Origin of the sequence: Frondihabitans sp. PhB188 (genome assembly GCF_003752365.1) — a bacterium.
Classification (GTDB): Bacteria; Actinomycetota; Actinomycetes; order Actinomycetales; family Microbacteriaceae; genus Frondihabitans.
Genome location: NZ_RJUO01000004.1, coordinates 333,808 through 351,168 on the forward strand (window position 1 = coordinate 333,808; position 17,361 = coordinate 351,168).

19 protein-coding genes are annotated in these 17,361 nt (G+C 71.5%); 5 read left to right on the forward strand and 14 right to left on the reverse strand.

Going from position 1 to position 17,361, the window contains the following annotated elements:
* Positions 1-12: 12 nt before the first annotated feature.
* Both EDF46_RS13685 and EDF46_RS13690 read right to left on the reverse strand, forming a co-directional pair.
* A complete protein-coding gene (locus EDF46_RS13685; protein ID WP_123506857.1) occupies positions 13-585 on the reverse strand; it encodes a hypothetical protein in 573 nt (190 codons plus the stop codon).
* A 235-nt stretch (positions 586-820) separates the two neighbouring features.
* Positions 821-1,573 (reverse strand): carbohydrate ABC transporter permease, encoded by a 753-nt coding sequence (locus EDF46_RS13690; RefSeq protein ID WP_123506858.1) that lies wholly within the window; start codon positions 1,571-1,573, stop codon positions 821-823.
* Positions 1,574-1,733: 160 nt separating this feature from the next.
* Between EDF46_RS13690 and EDF46_RS13695 the strand changes: the two genes are divergently transcribed.
* Positions 1,734-2,447, forward strand: a complete 714-nt coding sequence (locus EDF46_RS13695; RefSeq protein ID WP_123506859.1) for a GDSL-type esterase/lipase family protein — start codon at positions 1,734-1,736, stop codon at positions 2,445-2,447.
* A 6-nt stretch (positions 2,448-2,453) separates the two neighbouring features.
* On the opposite strand, the gene EDF46_RS13700 is transcribed toward EDF46_RS13695, so the two are convergent.
* Positions 2,454-3,440: an SDR family oxidoreductase gene (locus EDF46_RS13700; protein WP_123506860.1), complete on the reverse strand. Its 987-nt coding sequence runs from the start codon at positions 3,438-3,440 to the stop codon at positions 2,454-2,456.
* Positions 3,441-3,483: 43 nt separating this feature from the next.
* The gene (locus tag EDF46_RS13705) at positions 3,484-4,719 is read right to left on the reverse strand and encodes an MFS transporter (RefSeq protein WP_123506861.1); all 1,236 of its coding nucleotides are present in this window, start codon (positions 4,717-4,719) and stop codon (positions 3,484-3,486) included.
* A gap of 56 nt (positions 4,720-4,775) precedes the next feature.
* On the opposite strand from EDF46_RS13705, the gene EDF46_RS13710 reads away from it, so the two are divergent.
* The gene (locus tag EDF46_RS13710; protein WP_123506862.1) at positions 4,776-5,729 is read left to right on the forward strand and encodes a DUF5937 family protein; all 954 of its coding nucleotides are present in this window, start codon (positions 4,776-4,778) and stop codon (positions 5,727-5,729) included.
* Between the two features lie 10 nt (positions 5,730-5,739).
* Here EDF46_RS13710 and EDF46_RS13715 read toward each other — a convergent pair whose 3' ends face one another.
* Both EDF46_RS13715 and EDF46_RS13720 read right to left on the reverse strand, forming a co-directional pair.
* On the reverse strand, positions 5,740-6,627 hold the full coding sequence (locus EDF46_RS13715) for an alpha/beta fold hydrolase (RefSeq protein ID WP_158614258.1): 888 nt from the start codon (positions 6,625-6,627) through the stop codon (positions 5,740-5,742).
* Between the two features lie 180 nt (positions 6,628-6,807).
* A complete protein-coding gene (locus EDF46_RS13720) occupies positions 6,808-8,607 on the reverse strand; it encodes a DEAD/DEAH box helicase (protein ID WP_199738282.1) in 1,800 nt (599 codons plus the stop codon).
* Between the two features lie 620 nt (positions 8,608-9,227).
* Between EDF46_RS13720 and EDF46_RS13725 the strand changes: the two genes are divergently transcribed.
* Positions 9,228-9,770, forward strand: coding sequence for a hypothetical protein (locus tag EDF46_RS13725; protein ID WP_123506865.1), 543 nt, complete (start codon positions 9,228-9,230; stop codon positions 9,768-9,770).
* 72 nt (positions 9,771-9,842) lie between these two features.
* Here the strand turns inward: EDF46_RS13725 and EDF46_RS13730 are convergent, their stop codons facing one another.
* Both EDF46_RS13730 and EDF46_RS13735 read right to left on the reverse strand, forming a co-directional pair.
* A complete protein-coding gene (locus EDF46_RS13730) occupies positions 9,843-10,472 on the reverse strand; it encodes a DUF1684 domain-containing protein (protein WP_123506866.1) in 630 nt (209 codons plus the stop codon).
* Positions 10,473-10,581: 109 nt separating this feature from the next.
* A complete protein-coding gene (locus tag EDF46_RS13735; RefSeq protein WP_123506867.1) occupies positions 10,582-11,067 on the reverse strand; it encodes a hypothetical protein in 486 nt (161 codons plus the stop codon).
* Positions 11,068-11,152: 85 nt separating this feature from the next.
* Between EDF46_RS13735 and EDF46_RS13740 the strand changes: the two genes are divergently transcribed.
* Both EDF46_RS13740 and EDF46_RS13745 read left to right on the forward strand, forming a co-directional pair.
* Positions 11,153-11,692 (forward strand): hypothetical protein, encoded by a 540-nt coding sequence (locus EDF46_RS13740; protein ID WP_123506868.1) that lies wholly within the window; start codon positions 11,153-11,155, stop codon positions 11,690-11,692.
* A 33-nt stretch (positions 11,693-11,725) separates the two neighbouring features.
* Positions 11,726-12,016 carry a DUF427 domain-containing protein gene (locus tag EDF46_RS13745; protein ID WP_123506869.1) on the forward strand — a complete coding sequence of 97 codons (291 nt, stop codon included), beginning with the start codon at positions 11,726-11,728 and terminating at the stop codon, positions 12,014-12,016.
* A 75-nt stretch (positions 12,017-12,091) separates the two neighbouring features.
* On the opposite strand, the gene EDF46_RS13750 is transcribed toward EDF46_RS13745, so the two are convergent.
* The 6 genes from EDF46_RS13750 to flgK all read right to left on the reverse strand — a co-directional run bounded on the left by EDF46_RS13750 (position 12,092) and on the right by flgK (position 17,361).
* Positions 12,092-12,748 carry a CGNR zinc finger domain-containing protein gene (locus EDF46_RS13750; protein WP_123506870.1) on the reverse strand — a complete coding sequence of 219 codons (657 nt, stop codon included), beginning with the start codon at positions 12,746-12,748 and terminating at the stop codon, positions 12,092-12,094.
* Positions 12,749-12,843: 95 nt separating this feature from the next.
* Positions 12,844-13,296 carry a SprT-like domain-containing protein gene (locus EDF46_RS13755; RefSeq protein WP_123506871.1) on the reverse strand — a complete coding sequence of 151 codons (453 nt, stop codon included), beginning with the start codon at positions 13,294-13,296 and terminating at the stop codon, positions 12,844-12,846.
* 5 nt (positions 13,297-13,301) lie between these two features.
* Positions 13,302-14,456 carry a tetratricopeptide repeat protein gene (locus EDF46_RS13760; RefSeq protein WP_123506872.1) on the reverse strand — a complete coding sequence of 385 codons (1,155 nt, stop codon included), beginning with the start codon at positions 14,454-14,456 and terminating at the stop codon, positions 13,302-13,304.
* Between the two features lie 102 nt (positions 14,457-14,558).
* The gene (locus tag EDF46_RS13765) at positions 14,559-15,014 is read right to left on the reverse strand and encodes a flagellar assembly protein FliW (protein WP_123506873.1); all 456 of its coding nucleotides are present in this window, start codon (positions 15,012-15,014) and stop codon (positions 14,559-14,561) included.
* Entirely contained in the window at positions 15,011-15,940 is a 930-nt protein-coding gene (gene flgL, locus EDF46_RS13770; protein ID WP_123506874.1) for a flagellar hook-associated protein FlgL, read from the reverse strand. Before flgL ends, EDF46_RS13765 begins: the two co-directional genes overlap by 4 nt.
* Entirely contained in the window at positions 15,940-17,361 is a 1,422-nt protein-coding gene (flgK, locus tag EDF46_RS13775) for a flagellar hook-associated protein FlgK (protein WP_123506875.1), read from the reverse strand. The genes flgL and flgK overlap by 1 nt, the downstream gene beginning before the upstream one ends.

The following is a 17,361-nucleotide window of genomic DNA, read 5'->3' on the forward strand; positions in this document are numbered from 1 at the left end:
GCCGCCGACGGCCTACTGGTTGTTGCACCACACGACGTTGGTGTACTGGATGATATGGGCCACGATTCCTCTACCCTTGGAGGAGCACATTCCGATGACACCTCCGGCGATCGTGAGGGCACCGGCCACGATTCCAGCGGCCACGGCACCAACGCCGGTCGCCGCCATGATTACGGCGGCGATGGCTGCGGCGCCCGCTCCCACCGCTATCGCGCTAACCAGCTTCGATGTGTTGCACGAGTTGAGGTAGTAGTTGTACTGCAAGCCGGTGTGATCGACGCGGTTTTTGCCCGCGCACGCTAGCACGGTCAACTCACTGCCTTGCAGCGCCATCAGCTCTTTCGCATCGAGAGTCGAGTTCTCCGCGCGGTTGCCCGCAGCGACCCAGCCCGTGGCGAAGTCGGTGATCACGGTCTCCGTCACGCCTGCGCGACGAGCAAGGTCACCGTCGAAGAGGCGGTTCTCCCGGTCGACTGCCTCGTCGAGCGCGACCCAGGACGAGGACGGAACGACCGCCGAGCGATCCGATTCTCCGTCGTGCGGATCCGTCGACTCTCTACTGGCTTCAGTGGGTGAGGTCTCCATGAGAGCCAATGCTGCTCGGGTTGGGCCCACGCCAGTGGAGTTCGTAGTGGACTCGACTGCACTTGCACCCGGAGCAAAGGCGAGAGCGGTAGCAATGAGTGTTCCGGTGACAGCCGCAGACGTCAACGTATTTCGAATCTGCATTGAAAAATCCTCCCTGAACCACCAGCGCGGTTCGGATTCAACATAACAGAATATCAATCCTGCGTACGAGCCGGCAGACGGGCGGGCGGCGTCAGGTGCCGGCGAGGGCACCCGCGACGCCGCCGACGCTGAAGTGGCGCCGGAAGATCAGGAAGACCGCGATCGGCGGCAGCATCATCAGCACCGCGAGGGCCGGCGACCCGCCCGCCGCGCTCAGGCCGATGCCGAGCGTGTAGTTCGACGTCGAGCGCAGGAAGATCAGGGCGACGAGGTACTCGTTCCAGGCCAGGAGGAAGGCGAAGACTCCGGCGGAGGCCAGGCCCGGCAGGCAGTTCCTGAGCACGATGCGCACGAAGGCCCCGGCGACGCTGCAGCCGTCCATCCACGCTGCCTCCTCGAGGCTCCGCGGGATCGCGTCGATCGCAGTGGTCAGCATGAAGACGACGGTGGCGACCGTCGTGCCGATGTAGACGAGCGTCAGGCCGGGCAGCGAGTCGACCAGCCCGGCTCGCGCGAACAGCACGAACAGCGGCACCACGGCCAGGAAGACCGGGAACGACTGCAGCGCGAACACCACCAGCGAGTATCCGTCGACCAGCCGCGACCGCCCGCGCGAGAGCACGTACGCGGCCGGCGCCGCCACCACGAGGCTCACGACGACGGTCGCTCCCGTGACGGCGAGGCTGTTGCCGAACCAGGCCAGGGCAGGCCCGCGCGGGATCGCGGCGACGCCGCCCGGCCCGAACTCGAACGCGCGCCAGACCACCACCGCCACCGGCACCAGAGCCACGGCAGAAGCGATCAGCAGGATCGCGAACCGCCCCCACATGCCCGCCTTCGTCACGCTCTCACTCTAGGCGGACCTCCCGCGCGCCTCGTGACGGGAGATATCGCCCCCATCGGGGGACAGAAGTGTGTCCTCCTTTCTGCCAGTGTGGAGTCACACCCGCACCACCCGCCCCGCGCCGCACATCCTCGGCGACAACGAGAGACACCCGCCTCCCATGCCCTTCAGCCGATCACTGCTGCGCCGGCTCGTCCGACCCGTTCTGCTCGCCCACTTCGCCATCTACCGCCGAACCATCGCCGCCGGGATCTTTCCGACGGTCGCCGCCGAGCGGGTCGTCGACGGGGAGGATCCGATTCGGATGCTGTTCGTCGGCGACATCGCCGTCAGCGGCTACGGAGTGCTCGACGAGAGCATGGCGGTGCCGGCTCAGGTGGCGGGCTGCGTGGGTGCCCGCACCGGACGCGGAGTCGCGTGGGACGTCGTCACCGACCCCAGCCTCACCATCTCCGAGGCGGCGCAGCACGCTGTCGTCACGCCCGGGACCGATGTCGTGGTGGTGCTCCTCGGGATCCCCGACGTGCTGCTCGGCACCGACGACGAGCGGTGGCGGAGGTCCCTGCGGGCGATCGTCGGCTCCGCGAGGCAGGCCGCCGGAACGTCGACCCGCGTCGCCATCGCCGGCGTCCCCCCGATGCAGGACTTCCGCCCGATCCAGCCCTCGGGGCGGGCTCTCATCTCGGCGCAGGTGGCCCGGCTGAACGCCGTGAGCGCGGCGGTCGCCGACGAGATGGGCGCGGATTTCGTGCCCTTCCCGGACTGGCGGATCACCGAGATGTACATCGAGGACGCGTTCTCGTTCCGCGCCATGCACCGGATGTGGGCGCAGGCGATCGCGCCGGCGCTCGTGGGTGCGACGGCCGAGGTCTAGGGCAGGCTAGTCCAGCCGCGCCGCCCGCACGAGTCGGTCGAACACCTCGTTGGTGCGCGCGTCCACCACGCGCCGCGACTCGTCTTCATCGAACCAGCGCAGGATCTCGGCAGCCCCGGCGACCCACGGGATCGTCGCGACGTAGTCCGGCACGAACGCCTTGACCTTGCTGTTGTCGAACACGACCGAGTGCGCCTTGTCGCCCAGGATTCCCGGGCCCCACTCGGGCTCGGCCAGCGCGATGGTCTCGCTCGCGACGTGCACGAGCGACGGGTCGTCGACGCCGGCGGCTCGCGCGAGCGTCGTGTAGATCTCGTTCCAGGGCATGGCCTCGTCGGAGGTGATCTGGAACGTCTCGCCGACCGCCGACGGCAGCCCGAGCAGGCCGACGAAGGCCTTGGCGAAGTCGTCGGTGTGGGTGAGCGTCCACAGCGAGGTGCCGTCGCCCGGCACGATCACGTCGAGGCCGCGGCGCATGCGGTCGATGACGGTCCAACCGCCGGTGACCGGGAGGCCGGTGCGGTCGTAGGTGTGCGAGGGGCGGATGATCGTGATCGGGAAGCCGGTGTCGCGGTAGGCCTTCATCAGCAGGTCTTCGCAGGCGATCTTGTCGCGCGAGTACTGCCAGAACGGGTTGCGCAGCGGCGACGACTCGCGGATCGGGAGCGATGGCACGGGCTTGGCGTACGCCGAGGCGGAGCTGATGAAGACGTACTGGCCGGTGCGCCCCGAGAACAGGTCGATGTCGCCCTGCACCTGCTCCGGCGTGAATGCGACGAAGTCGACGACGACGTCGAACATCCGGTCGCCGATGGCGTTCCGCACGGAGGCCGGGTCGCGGACGTCGCCCGTGACGACCTCGACTCCGCTCGGGACGGGTCTGATCGACGAGCTTCCGCGATTCAGGAGGGTGACCTCGTGGCCGAGGGACTGGGCTCGGACGGCCGCGGCCGAGCTGATGATTCCGGTGCCGCCAATGAACAGGATTCGCATGATGCCGTTCTATCAGGTCTGGGGTTGGCACGAGCAAAATGTGTCAGGCCGCCGGAACCGCAGCGCGAACCCGCGTGCGCACCACAGCCACCACCCCGCCGGCCGCCACGACGAACACCGCGGCGAGCACCATCCACCCGGCGAACCCGTGCGCCAGTGCCGTGGCCGCGACGATGAGGGGCCCGAACAGCGAGCCGAGCGAGAAGCCCATCGAGAACACGCCCTGGTAGGCGCCGGCGCGCGTCGGGTCGGCGAGCTCGAAGCCGAGGTTCCAGGCGCCGGCCGACGAGAGGATCTCGGCGAACGTGTGGAACAGCATGCCCACGACGAGAAGCCCTCCGGCGACGATCGCGCCAGTCCGGCCCGAGGTGCCGTAGGCCACGCAGGCGCCGAGCATCAGGGCTCCGGCGATGCCGACGGCGCGGCCCGAGCGGGCGATCGTGTCCGTCCGTCGCGCCAGCGGGATCTGCAGCGCGATGACGAGCACCGTGTTCACGATCAGGATTACCGATACGAGAATGACCGGCGCCTCGGTGTCGTGCACGATCCACAGCGGCAGGCCGACCTCGGCGAGAGCGAACTGGATGCCGAACAGGCCGGAGAGCGCGGTGATCGCGAGGTAGGCGGGGTCGCGGAAGGGGGAGCGGCCGCCGGCCGAGTCTGCTGTCGCGATGGCAGGGGAGGCATTCACGCGCACCGGGAGTCGCAGGAGTGGGAGCGAGCTGGCGAGCGTCGCGCAGGCGGCGAGCACGATGGCCGTGCGGAAGGCCGTGCCCGTGCCGATGAGCAGGGGTACTCCGGCGGCCGCCGATCCGACGGCGATGCCGATGTTGGTGACGGTGCGCAGCAGGGCCCGCGTCGTCACGCGTGCGCGGCCGGTGAACGCCCGGGCGATGACCGCGGACCGCGTGGCATTCGCGGCGGCCTGCACCCCGTTGACGATGCAGGCGACGACCAGCACCGCCCCGAACGACGTCACGAAGGCGTACGAGAGCAGCGCGAGTCCTTGCGCGACGACGAGCGCGAACAGCAGGCGCCGTGCGCTCAGGCGGTCTGACAGGTGGCCGCCGAGCAGCGACGTGCCGACGCCGACGGCGCTCGCCACCGTCAGGATGAGCGCGACCTGCGTCGCCGAGAGCCCGACGATCAGGGTGAAGTACAGCGCCGTCAGCGTGAAGAAGGCTCCGCGACCGAGGGTGGAGACGAGCGTGGCGGTGGCGAGCACGCGGACCACCGGGTCGGCGAACGGTCGGCGGAGTCGGGTGGCGATGCGGGGCACCTGACCTTTCTGCCACCACCCCGAGTTCCTGCGCGATGGATGTAGCGTGATGCTTCATGCTGCGCTACCGCTTCACCGACACCGATCTCGGCGACATCCGGTTCGGGGTGTCGCCGCTGTGCGAGATGGGGCTGTCGCTGCGCACCCTTCGCGAGCCGGCCCGGTACCCGCTGCAGCTGCCGTGGCTGCTGCGCACTCAGGAGGCCCGTGCCTCGCTGGACCTCGAGGTGCTGCTCGCGCTGGTCGACGAGCGGCTGTGGACCCCCGACTTCCTGAACCCGCGCCCCGACTCGCCCCTGACGGTGATCGACGATGAGCTGCAGACCCTCGCCGCGATGTCGCCGAGCCTCTTCGTCGCCCAGATCGAGGCGGTACACGGCGCCCTGCCCGCTCCTTTCGGGCAGACCCCGCGTCGCGCCCTCGCCCGCACCGTCGCCGCGCTCTCGGCCTACTGGAACGCCACCTTCGCGCCGTGGTGGCCGCGCATGCGGAGCATCCTGCAGGCTGACATCGTTCACCGCGGCCGTCGCATCGCCGAGTCGGGTCTCGCCGCGATGCTCGGCGAGATCGCCGAGAACGTGTCGTTCGCCGACAACGTCCTGACGGTCAGGCCGACCGATCCGCGCGACCGCTCCATCGACGTCGCAGGCCGGGGCTTCACCCTCGTGCCGACCATGTTCTCGCGGCGGGTCTCGTCGGCGGTCGACGACGACGAGCCACCCCTGCTGCTCTACGCCGCCCGTGGCCGCGGAGCCCTCTGGGAGACCGAGAAGCCCGCCACCGTCGAAGCCGTCGCCGCCCTGCTCGGCGAGACGCGCGCGGCCCTGCTCGTCGCTCTCGAGTCGCCCGCGTCGTCGACGGAGCTCGGCGTGCGGTTCGACGTCACGACGTCGGCCGTCAACCAGCACCTGCGCGCGCTCCACGCCGGCGGCCTGGTCACGGCGACGCGGTACGGCCGCAGCGTGCTCTACCTCCGCAGCGAGCTGGGTCAGGCGCTCCTGGCGCGCTGACCATCGCGCGTCAGCGCCCCTCGGCTACGTCCTCGCCGATCGCCCCGTGCTGCGGAGCGACGTGCTTCAGGATTCGCGCCCACTCGTCCACGATCGCCAGTCGCCCGGCGCCCTGCACCGAGACGACCGTCGCGTCGGGGATCCGGTCGGCGAACCAGTGCCCGTCCGAGACGTCAGCGGCGGGGTCGGAGTCGCCGTAGACGAGCTGGACCGACGCCGTGATCGACCCCAGGTCGTCGGCCCACGAGCCGTCGGCGAGGCTCAGCAGATCGGTCGCGTACCCGGTCGCGCCCTGAACGGCGGACTCGTCGAGCATGCGACCGAGCCGCGATCTCAGGCCCATCGCGTCGAGCTCGGGAAGCCGCGCCATCGTCGGATCGTCGTCGGCGATGCCCAGCGCCGCGAACGTGGCGAACGGGGTCTGCTCGAGGCCGGCCGCCACCTCGGCGACGCTGGCGTTGGTCTTGACCCGGGCGAATTCGGCGATCTCGGCCGATTTGTCGACCGGCGACCGACGCTTCGGAGCGGCCGTGCCGACGATCGTCACCCGGTCCACGCGATCGGGGTGCCGGGCGGCGAAGGCGAGCGCGGTGGCGCCACCCGAGCCCCAGCCGACCAGGCCCACGGCGCCGAAGTCGACCCGCTGCGTCTCTTCGGCCATCTGCTCCGCCGACGAGACGTACTCGTCGAGATCGTCGGCCCACCGCGCGATCGACGCGTCGGCCGGATCGGTCACGGGCTCCGAGACGCCGTACCCCGGGCGGTCGAGGGTCAGGAGGTGCACGCCCCACGGACCCGTGATCCGCGGATCGGGGTCGAATCCGCCCGCACCCGGCGTCGGGTGGCACAGCAGCACCAGCCGGCGAGCGATCGGATCGCCGGCCGCTGAGGTGCCCACTCGGCGTCCAGAACGGAGAACATACTGTCGATCGGCCATGGGGCCCCTTTCGTCGTCCCCTCCAGGCCACCACGTCTGCGCCGGGGTCGCCCAGATTCGCGGCGGGGGTTGCGCTCGGCCCTCGTTAAACGGAGAACGCCCCCGCCATCTCGAAAGACAGCGAGGGCGCAGGAACTCCGCCTAGCGGCCGCGACCGCCGCCGTTGCGGGGCGCGCTGCCGCGCACGAGCGCCCCCACCTTGAGCGACGCCGGGCGACCGCCGGCCGACGACGCCCGGCGCGAGCCGCCGCCGTTGCCGTCGCGACGCGCGCCGGGCTGGCCGGACTGCTCCGCGGCGAACGCCGCCTGGTCGTTCCGGGTCGAGTTCGTGCGGCTCGAGCCGCCGTCGCTCTGGGCGCGGCGCGGCTGGCGCTCGTCGCGCGCCGGACGCTCGTCGCGGACCGGGGTCGACGACCCGGCGCCGGACTCCGTCGAGTAGAAGGTGGAGCTGCCGGTGCGGGGGGCCTGGCTGCGCCCGCCCTGGCCGCCACGACCGCCGGCGGCCTGGCCGCTACCGCGACCGGCGCCGCCCTGCTGGCGAGCGCCCCGAGTTCCTTCGGTCGATGCTCCACCAGACTGCGCGGGGCGACCCGAGCGGTCCTTTCGGGCGATCGGCGAGCCGTCGGACGTCTGGCGAGCGGCGCGCTTGCGCTGGGCGTTCGCGCCGGTCGAGCGGCCGCCGCCCTGGTGCTGCTCGGCGCGCTCCGACTTGGGGGCGGGCTTCACGTACGCGGCGACCTCGCCGACAAGGGCCTTGACCTCTTTGGAGTCGGGCTTCACGGCGACGGGGGTCGCGTGGATGTCGGCCTTCTTCATCATCTGCGCGACGTCGCGACGCTGGCTCGGGATGATGAGGGTGACCACGTCGCCCTCGGCCCCGGCACGAGCCGTGCGGCCCGAGCGGTGCAGGTACGCCTTGTGCTCGGTCGGCGGGTCGACGTGGATCACGAGCTCGATGTCGTCGACGTGCACACCGCGGGCGGCGACGTCGGTGGCGACGAGGACGCGGGCCGTTCCGTCCTGGAACGCAGCCAGGTTGCGGTCGCGCTGCGGCTGCGAGAGGTTGCCGTGCAGGTCGACGGCCGGGATGCCCGACTCGGTCAGCTGCTTGGCGAGCTTCTTGGCGTGGTGCTTCGTGCGCATGAAGAGGATGCGGCGGCCCTGGCCCGAGGCGAGCGTGTTGATCAGGGCCTTCTTGGTCTCGACCGACTCGGTCTCGAACACGTGGTGGGTCATCTTGGCGACGGGCGAGTTCGCCTCGTCGACCGAGTGCAGGACCTCGTTGTGCAGGAACTGCTTGACGAGCTTGTCGACGCCGTTGTCCAGCGTCGCGCTGAACAGGAGGCGCTGTCCGTTCTCGGGCGTGGCCTTCAGGATGCGGGTCACACCGGGCAGGAAGCCCAGGTCGGCCATGTGGTCGGCCTCGTCGAGGACGGTCATCTCGATGGCGTCGAGCTTCACGAAGCCCTGCTTCATGAGGTCTTCGAGGCGTCCGGGGCACGCCACGATGATGTCGACGCCCTGCTTGAGCGCCTGGACCTGGCGGTTCTGCGAGACGCCGCCGAAGATCGTGGTGGTGTTCATGCCGTAGGCGGCAGCCATCGGCGCGAGGACCGCGTCGATCTGGGTGGCGAGCTCGCGGGTCGGAGCGAGCACGAGGCCCAGCGGACGACCCGGGCGGCGCTTGCCGCCGGCGAGCGAGCCGCCGAGGCGGGCGGCCATCGGGATGGAGAAGGCGAGGGTCTTGCCGGAGCCGGTCTTTCCGCGGCCGAGGACGTCGCGGCCCGACAGCGTGTCGGGGAGCGTGTCGACCTGGATCGGGAACGCGGTGGTCTTGCCGTCGGCGCTCAGGGCCTTGACGATCGGGGCGGGGACGCCGAGCGACGCGAAGGTCGTGGTGTTCTCGTCCTGCTCGACGGCGGGGGTGAGGGTGTCAGTCAATGGTTGCCTTTCAGGCACAGGTTTTCGAGCCTCCTGGGCGTGCGTCTGTCAACGGCGCAGCTGGACTCGAATGTGGCGACGGAGCGGTTTCACTCGATCGTTTCGCCGCAGAGTGAGCTTCGCGATTCCGTGACTCGCTGGTAGGTGCGAGGCCGGGATCAGAGGGGCGTACTACGACGCAGAGAGCCGATCGGGTCGGCTCGCAAGTGATCCAAGCCTACAGCATCGGCGTTTCAGCGCTAGCGGCCGCTTTCGAGAGGTCTTTCGGTGTTGAATCCTGGTCCTCGGTCCACGAATCGGAGTTCCCGACGGGGCCGGCCGCGGTGCCCAGCCCCACCGAGTGGCCACCCGGCATCCGGCCCGATCCCGACGACCCGATGGGAGCGTTCACCGACGACTCAGCAGTCGAATGGGCTGGCTGGGAGGGCTGCGGCGACAACTGCCCGCCGCCGCCGCCGCGTTAGCGACGCCGACTGGTCGGGTCGTGCAAGCGGGTGAGAGTCTCAGCCTGGCGCCCCGCCCGAGTTCGCAGGACGTCCTGGTCGCATAGCGACCTGCGGACGACGCGTGTCGAACCCGCGGGCGACGCGGGAGCGGCGCGGGCGAGCGACGCTGGAGGCATGACCTCGACCGCGACCCGTGCCGTCACGGACGTCGGCGTGACGCTCGCGGTGCTCGGGGCGTGGGCCGCTCTGGGAGCAGCCGACATCGCGCTCTGGTTTCTCGCCCGGGCCGACGGGCACTGGATCCCGGCGGCCGTCGTGGCCGCCCTCGCGGTCGTGGCGCTGTCGGCCGCGACGGTCGTCGTGCTGCGGCGGCCGACGCCGCGCTGGCCGTGGCCGGGCGCGATCGCCGGGGCGATGATCGGAACGGTGGTGATCCTGGCGCTGCTCGGAGTCCCGCTGGTGGTTCTCGGACTCGGGACCACGTTCGCGCCCGACGACGGCAGCGGGTTCGCGGGCGAGTTCCTGCCTCAGGCGTGGACGACCGTGGGCGCGGCGTTCCTGCCGGTGGTGGCCATGGCCGAGGCGCTCGTTCTGGGCGATGGAGAATCGATGGCGCAGATGACGGTGCGTGCGGCCGTGCGGCGAGTGGTCATGCTGGTCGCGGCGGGGCACCTGCTGTGGTTCGCGCTCGAGGTGGCGGCCTGTCTCGTCAGCTAGTCGGATCGGGCAGATACGGAGCCGCAACCGCGTCTCTGCCCGGATCGACTCGGAGAGCGAACGCGAAGCGGCTCAGTGCGTGCCCGAGTACCGCTCGCCGACGGGGATCTCCACGGCCACCGTGTTTCCCGGCTGCGCGAGTGGGCAGGCCCATGCCGGGTCGTAGGCGCAGCTGGGGTTGTAGGCGAAGTTGAAGTCGAGCACGAGGCTGCCCGGCGCCGCCCCGGGGCCCAGGTCGGCGCCCTTGACCGTGTCGATGAGATAGCGGCCGCCGCCGTAGGTGCCTCCGGGCTTGCCGGCGAGGGCGTCCTTCACGGGCACGAAGATGCCGCCGCCGTACGAGCCGAGGCGCCAGACGTCGAGGGAGCCGACGCCGGGCACGTCGACGAGCCCGACGCGGTCGAAGGGCACGTCGCCGTCGGTGCCGGTGGGGACGACCATGCGGTGGGCGGGTGCCGGGGTGACCTCGACCTCGAACCGCCAGTTCCTGTCATAGGGCTTGGTGGGGAGGCCGGTGAAGACCGGGCGGTCCTCGGGCAGGAGGGGAGTCGAGGGGTGCGTGGCGAAGAGGTCGTCGCGGGTTCGGCGCCAGAGGTCGTGGGCCGCCTCGAGGTCGGCGGCCTCGCGCACGGAGCGGTAGGTGTCGTGGATGGTGCGGCGCCACGAGGCGATGTCGAGGGCGTACTGCGCGGGCTGATTCACCCTTCCGACGCTACTCGCCGTGGGTGGATGGGCGGGTGGCGGTCGGCTCGGGCGTACCCCCGGAGACGCGCCGAACCCGACGAGCACCCGCCGACGCGGCCACCGACGGCTACGCGCGCGCCGGGGTCGTCCACGTCGGCGCGAGCCGACGCATGCGGTACCCGCGCCACTGCCACACGAGCCACAGCCCCGGCCACAGCAGCGGGCCGAGGAGGCCCGCGTCGAACTCGAGGCGGTCGCGGAGGAGGGTCCCGCGCGGCAGGCCGGAGGGGAGCGGAGCGGGCGACACCGCCATTCGGTGGCGGATGGACAGGGTGCGGAACGTTCCTGCGACCCCGGTGCCGGTGTCTTCTTGGATGCGCGCCCCCTGCACCGTGCGCCAGCTCAGGTCGACGTGCGTGCGACCGAGCGGGAAGACGCCGAGGATGCTGGCGCTCACGAGGTGCGGCTCGGAACTCCAGCGGCGAGGGAAGCGCGAGAGCGATCGGTACTTCACGAGCGGGCGGGTGACGGCGACCATGACCTCGGGGTTCGCGAGCGCGTCGATCGCGGCGGCCGGAGAGCAGGCGAGGGTGAGCTTGAGCTGCACGTGCATGGGGCCAGTCTGCACCCGCCCGGCCCGGACGACCTGACTGGCCAGGCATCCTGGCTGGCTCGATCAATCTGGCTAGCCTGGAGCCATGCATCAGGAGCGCTACCAGGTCCGGTTCGAGTGGGGCGAGGCCGGAGCCCGGCGCATCGCGGAGGGCGCCCACGTCGTCGTCGTGGCCGACGAGCTGGACGGACACGGGTCGGCGTCGGCCGCCCTGCTCGCCGCCGCGGTGACCGACGCCTGCCCGCCGAACGTCGCCGTGCTCTGCGCCACCGAGACGTCGGCTCAGGACGCCGCCGCGCACGTGCTCGCGCTTCAGGAGCAGCTCGGCGACCGCGCCGTCGTGGCCGTCGTGGGCGCCGGTTCGATCGACGACGACGGATTCCGCACGGCCGTCGAAGACCACCTCGCAGCCGGAGCAGTCGTCGACGCCCTCGCCGCGGTCGGCATCGACTTCTCGTCGCCCGAGGCCGCAGCCGCGTGCGCCGCCTGGCAGGGGCTCCGTCGCGCGACGGCGCATCTGCTCACGGCCTCGACATCGGGGCAGGAACTCGCCGACGCCCGCGACCAGCGGCGAGAGCACGCGGCCGCCGTCGCCACCCTGCGGGAATTCACCTCGCGCGGGTAGCGTTCACCCCGTCAACAACCCTTGGAGGACGAAATGAAGGCAGTACTCGACGGAACCGTGGTGGCAGAGGCCCCCGAAGCCGACCTCATCAAGATCGAGGGCAACTGGTACTTCCCGCCGGCGAGCGTCAACGACGCGCTCCTCGAGAAGACCGACACCCCCTACACCTGCCCCTGGAAGGGCGAGTGCCAGTACTTCTCGGTGAACGGCCTCCAGGACCGCGCCTTCAGCTACCCCACCCCGTACCCGACCGCGTTCGACCGCGTCGGCAAGGACTTCTCGAACTACGTCGCCTTCTGGAAAGAGGTGCAGGTCGTCGAGTAGACGCCTCGCCTGATCGTTCGACCCCGCCGAGTGCGGGGTCGACGTCGTTAACCCCGGGGCTGCGTCGCCTTCTGCTCAGGCCTGAGGCTTGCTCGCAGGAACTGCGGCCCGCGCCCGATGCGCCCGCACCTTCGCCCGGTTGCCGCACTTCGTCATCGAGCACCACCGGCGTGTTCCGGCGCGCGAGTCGTCGTGGAAGACCAGCCCGCAGTCGTCGGCCGCGCACCGTCGCAGGCGCCGCGCCGGGTCGCCGACGAACCCGACGCCGGCGAGCATGTGCACGGCGTCGCGCGCGACGGACGCCATAGCCTGGCTCACCCGCAGGCGCACGGCCCCGGCCTGGCGGCCGCCGCCCGGAAGCGACGGCGGCACGTCGGGCACCGCAGCGTAGAGGTTGACCGCGTCGATGTCGCGCGACTGCGGGGCGTGGCCGTCGGCGGCGCTGAGCGCCAGGCGGGCGATCGCATCGCGGAGGGCTCGGGCGTCGGTGAGCTCGCGGTCGGAGGGCGCGGCGCCGAGCGGCCCGAAGCGCTCGGCGAGCCAGTCGCCGAGGTCGGCGGCGACGAGGAGGCCGTCCCACGCGGAGTCGGTCGTCGCACCGGGGAGACCGGAGGCGGGGCCGAACGCGTCGGGGGCGAAGCCGCCGAGGTACGCGAAGTCGAGGCACGTCGCGCCCGACTCGAAGGCCCAGCGGACGCCGGTGTCGGAGCGGAACCAGGTCGTCTCGGGCATGTAACCACCGTAGCCGGTCTGGTCTCGCACGGTTCACCCCACGGAGCGGCACCGGACCTGGGCCGCGGGGTTGCGCGGGTGCCGGAGCACGGGGTCTAGACCGCGCGCTTCACCCACGTGATGAGGTTGGCGTCGTCGAAGCGCCGCGCGCAGCGCCCGCACGCCAGCGGTCGCGACGGCGCGCGGTACCGGTAGTGCTCGTGGCCGGCCGGGCAGCGGCCCACCCAGGGCGCGAGCTCCGATGCGATCGCGCCGTCGTGGAGCCGGCCGCCGATGTAGCCGAGGTCGGCTGCGGTCGTGGCCCACTTCGGGCCGTGACCGGCGCGGGACCCGGCGATGGCGTGCGCGACCTCGTGCAGGAGCACCTGGTGGATCTCGTCGTCGTCGTACCGCCCGGCGAGGTGGCGCGAGACCGTGATCCGCTTGGAGGCGTAGTTGCAGAGGCCCGCGCGGGTCTTGGCGTTGTCGAAGCCGAACGTCCACGACGGGTCGAGGTGGAGCGCGATCAGGGCCGCAGCCCAGTGCCGAACGCGGGCCAGATCGGCCACGTCGGCTAGGAGCGGTCGCTCGGGCGGTCCGCCTGGGATGCGTCGAACGCGCCCCAGATGCTGCGCGCGGCCTTTCGGGCGCGGGTCACCTCGGCGTCGAAGCCGGTCGCGGCCGGCTCGTCGTCTTCGTTCCGGTCTTCGTCGTCGACGTCGAGTCGGACGGTGCCAGGCGCCGTCGCGTGGGGGACGGCGATGGCCTGCGTCTCGACGCCGATCGACGCGGCGTCGGGGACGGGCTCATCGACGGGCGCGTCGGGATCGAGCCGCGCGGCGGCCGGGTCGAGGCGTGCCGGAGCCTCGGTCGCGGTGTCGGACGGCGTCAGGAACGCCGGCGAACCCGTGGTGCGGAACAGCGGCGGGGGAGCGGTGTCGCCCTCGATCGCGTCGGCGTCGTCCTGTTCGGCGTCGACGGGCTCGTCGCGGACGACGAACGGCGACGGCTGGACGACGATGGGCGTGACCATCGGCTCGACCTCGGGCTCGACGACCTCGTCGGCGGGCTCCTCGATCGGCTCGACGAGCGGGACGGCCGACCCCTGCAGGATCGCCCGCATGACGCCCTCGATCGCGACGCGGAGGCCGTTCGTGCGCTCGGCCGGGGCGCCGGCCTTCTCGTAGGCGGCCAGGGCGGCGCCGAGCGCCTCGCGGGCCTCCTCGAAGCGGCCGAGGTCGTAGAGCGTGTAGCCCTCGAGCTCGGCGGCGGCGGCCTCGAGAGCGTGCCACTCCTCGGTGGCGGCGCTCAGACGGCTGGTGTGGAGGTCGCTGTAGGCGCGCTCGAGGCGGCCCTGCTCCTTGAACACGTACGCGCGGCGGATGCGCGCGGCGGCGGAGTCGGCGCGGTCGCCGGTGAAGTGGGCGAGGCGGAACGCCTCTTCGCTGATGGCGAGAGCCTCGTCGAGGCGGCCGAGCATGCGCAGCAGATCGGCGCGCTCGCCCAGGGCGGCCGTGCTGCGGCTGGCGCCGAGCTCAGACAGCCGGTGCTCGAGGGCCGTGACGTCGACGGCGGGCCGCAGCGAGACGGGGTCGAAGTGGGCCGCACCCGAGGCAGCGGACAGGCCCGTGGGGCCCGTCGGCACGATGGGTGCGGTCAGGCTCGCGGGCACGGGGCGGCGGGTGGGGCCACCGTGCGCGTCGTTGTCGGAGTGGTCGTGCTCGGTCATCGATTCGAGGGTAGTCGTTGACGGGGCGTTTGGGCTGTGCGGCGCGCTCGGCGGCGCGGCCGGGCCCGTTTCACCGCCCCCGGTGGTCGATCTCCGGGGAGGTCAGGCGAGGACGGGAGCCTTCGCCCGTGACGCCACGGACGCCGGCGTCGCCGCCGGTCGGGCGGCGGGAGCCGCCGCACGGGCAGGGGCCAGCGGCGCGCGGAGCGGCCACTCCTGCTCGTCGAGGATCAGCTGGGCCGCGGCGCCGGTGGTCACGTTGACGACGATCGGAGCCATCAGGTTCACGGTCGTGCCCTCCGGGGCGGGGTTGGCGACGACCAGCAGGAGCGCGTCGGCCGGGGTGGTGAGGCCGAGGAGGTCGGCCTGCTCGGTCGAGATCTCGGGCGAGTAGTGCCCGAGGTGCACCGACGCGTCCACCACGAACAGGCGCTTTGCCGGCTCGTCGCTCGCGTGCAGCGAGTACAGGCCGGCGGCGCCGCTGATCTCGTCGAGGGTGAAGTCGACGAGGGGGTCGAGGCCGGGAGGGGGCGTGACGAAGGAGAGAGAAGCGCTCATCGGAGGAAGTCCATCAGGGTCGGCTGGATCACCTTGGCGGTGGTCGCAAGGGCGGATTGGTAGGTGACTGACTGGGTCTGGAGGTCGAGGATGACCTTGGCGAGGTCGAGGTCCTCGATACCGGAGCGCTGGTTCTCGAGCGAGACGCCGTTTGACGCCAGGCTGTCCTGGGCGCGCTCGAGCTGGCTCTGGCGGACGCCGACGTCGCCCCAGGCGCCGCGGACAGCGGTCAGGTGCGTGTCGATGTCGGCGAGGTGGCTGCTGACGTTGACGCCCGATCGGAGATCGCTGACGATGTCGTCGACCATCGAGAACACGGAGTCGCTGCCGGTCCCGAAGACGGCGGCGCCGTCGGTGTCGACCGTGACGGTCGTGCCGTCGGCGATGCGGCGCTGGACGCTGCTGCCGGCCGTTCCGGTGAACGCCGGCTGCGTCGTCGTGACGACTCCGGTCGCCGGGTCGGTGGTCGAGGTGCCGGGAGTGAAGGCGACGCCGGCGTCGGACGACCCGGCGAAGACCGAGCGGCCCTTGAAGGACGTGTTCGCGGTCGCGAGCAGGTCGCTCTTGAGCCCGACGAGCTCCGTGGCGATCGCCTCCTTGGCCGTGGCCGACATCGACCCGTCGTTCGCGCCCTGGACGGTGAGGTCGCGGATGCGGTTCAGGATCTTGGACGTGTCGCTCATGGCGGCGTCCGTCGTCGAGAGCCAGCCGACGCCGTCGGTCGCGTTGCGCGCGTACTGGGAGTTCGCGCTCTGCTGCGATCGGACCAGGAGGGACTGCCCGGTGGCGGTCGGGTCGTCCGAAGGCACGGTGATCGCCTTGAGCGACGACGCCTGGCTGTTGAGCTGCGCGAGCCGAGCCTGGTTCGCCTGGAGCATGCGCGAGGAGGCCATGGCGGCGGTCTGGTTGGTGACGCGTCCGAGCATCAGAGGCCCACCCGTCCGGTGCGGTTGATCAGGGTGTCGAGCATCTCGTCGACCGCCGTCATGACGCGGGCCGCGCCCTGGTAGGCGTGCTGGAACGTGAGCATGTTGACGTTCTCCTCGTCGAGGTCGACGCCCGCCGTCGAGGTCTGCTGCGTCTTGGCCGCGGTGGCGGCGACGGTGGCGCGGTCCGACGACGCGATCTCGCTCTTGGCCAGCGAGCCGGTCGTCGTGACGAACCCGGCCCAGACGCGGTCGGGAGCGGCGCTGCCAGTGCCGAGCGTGGAGAGCTTGTCGGCGATCGAGCCGTCGCGGGCTCCGGCGCCGACGGCGCCGCTCTGGATCGCGGCGGCCGACGTGGGCACCACCGAGAGGCCGAGGGCGGCGGGGCCGGTCGTCGAGACGGCGAAGAAGTTCGCGCCGGTGGTGCCCGACGCGGTCGCACCGGTCGAGTACACCGCGTTGACGGCGGAGGCGAGGGTGGTCGCGAACGAGTTGTACGTCGCGCCGGCCTCGGCGAGGACCCCGCCGGTGCCGGAGCCGTCGGCCGGGGCGAGGACTGAGAGAGTTCCTGCGATCTGACCGCCGTCGAGCCCGACGGAGGCGCCCGGGCGGTGAGACCACTCGAGGGTGACGGGGGAGGCCGCTGCGCCCTCCATCGTGGAGGAGCCGGAGACCTGGACCGTGCGAGAGCTCGTTCCCGACACGATGGCGTTGCCGCCGATCAGGACGTCGACCGTGCCGTCGGTGTTCGCGTGGACGGTGCCGCCGGCGAGGCCCGCGACCTTCTCGGTGAGGAGGTTGCGCTGGTCGACCAGCTCGTTGACCGAGCCGCCGGTGGCCATGCCCTGCTGGATCTGGCCGTTGAGACTGGCGATCTGGGTCGCGGTGGCGTTCAGGGTGTCGGCCATCGTCTGGACGGACGAGCGGGCGGCGCTCCACTGGCTGCTCACCGACTGGTAGCCGGTCTTGATCGTGTCCGAGATCGACTGCGCCTGCCCGATGAGGGTGGAGGCGGCGGCGGCGCTGTCGGGGGAGTTCGACATGTCGCCCCACGCCGACCACATCTTCGAGAGCTGCGACGAGAGGCCGGTCGAGCCGGGCTCGTTGAGAGAGCCCTCGAGGGTCGAGAGGACGCTCGATCGGACCGTGCCGTAGCCGGCCGATGACGCCGTGGTGCGCACCTGGGTGTCGAGGGCGGCGTCGCCGATGCGGGCGTACCCGTCGATCGAGACGCCCTGGCCGATGTTCGTGCCGGTCGAGAAGACGCCGGGCTGCACGGCCGAGATCGAGGAGGTGGTGACGCGCTGACGCGTGTAGCCCTCGGTCGACGCGTTCGCGATGTTCTGGCCGACGACGTCGAGGCCGGCGCGTGCGGCCGAGAGGCCGCGGTATGCGGTGTTCAGCCCGGAGAAGGTGCTCAC

Coding starts and splice junctions, on each gene's coding strand:
- EDF46_RS13745 (WP_123506869.1), top strand. CDS start 11,726: ATGAAGGCAGTACTCGACGGAACCGTGGTGGCAGAGGCCCCCGAAGCC.
- flgL (WP_123506874.1), bottom strand. CDS start 15,940: ATGCTCGGACGCGTCACCAACCAGACCGCCGCCATGGCCTCCTCGCGC.
- EDF46_RS13750 (WP_123506870.1), bottom strand. CDS start 12,748: ATGCCCGAGACGACCTGGTTCCGCTCCGACACCGGCGTCCGCTGGGCC.
- EDF46_RS13700 (WP_123506860.1), bottom strand. CDS start 3,440: ATGCGAATCCTGTTCATTGGCGGCACCGGAATCATCAGCTCGGCCGCG.
- EDF46_RS13760 (WP_123506872.1), bottom strand. CDS start 14,456: ATGACCGAGCACGACCACTCCGACAACGACGCGCACGGTGGCCCCACC.
- EDF46_RS13725 (WP_123506865.1), top strand. CDS start 9,228: ATGACCTCGACCGCGACCCGTGCCGTCACGGACGTCGGCGTGACGCTC.
- EDF46_RS13765 (WP_123506873.1), bottom strand. CDS start 15,014: ATGAGCGCTTCTCTCTCCTTCGTCACGCCCCCTCCCGGCCTCGACCCC.
- EDF46_RS13735 (WP_123506867.1), bottom strand. CDS start 11,067: ATGCACGTGCAGCTCAAGCTCACCCTCGCCTGCTCTCCGGCCGCCGCG.
- EDF46_RS13685 (WP_123506857.1), bottom strand. CDS start 585: ATGGAGACCTCACCCACTGAAGCCAGTAGAGAGTCGACGGATCCGCAC.
- EDF46_RS13740 (WP_123506868.1), top strand. CDS start 11,153: ATGCATCAGGAGCGCTACCAGGTCCGGTTCGAGTGGGGCGAGGCCGGA.
- EDF46_RS13695 (WP_123506859.1), top strand. CDS start 1,734: ATGCCCTTCAGCCGATCACTGCTGCGCCGGCTCGTCCGACCCGTTCTG.
- EDF46_RS13710 (WP_123506862.1), top strand. CDS start 4,776: ATGCTGCGCTACCGCTTCACCGACACCGATCTCGGCGACATCCGGTTC.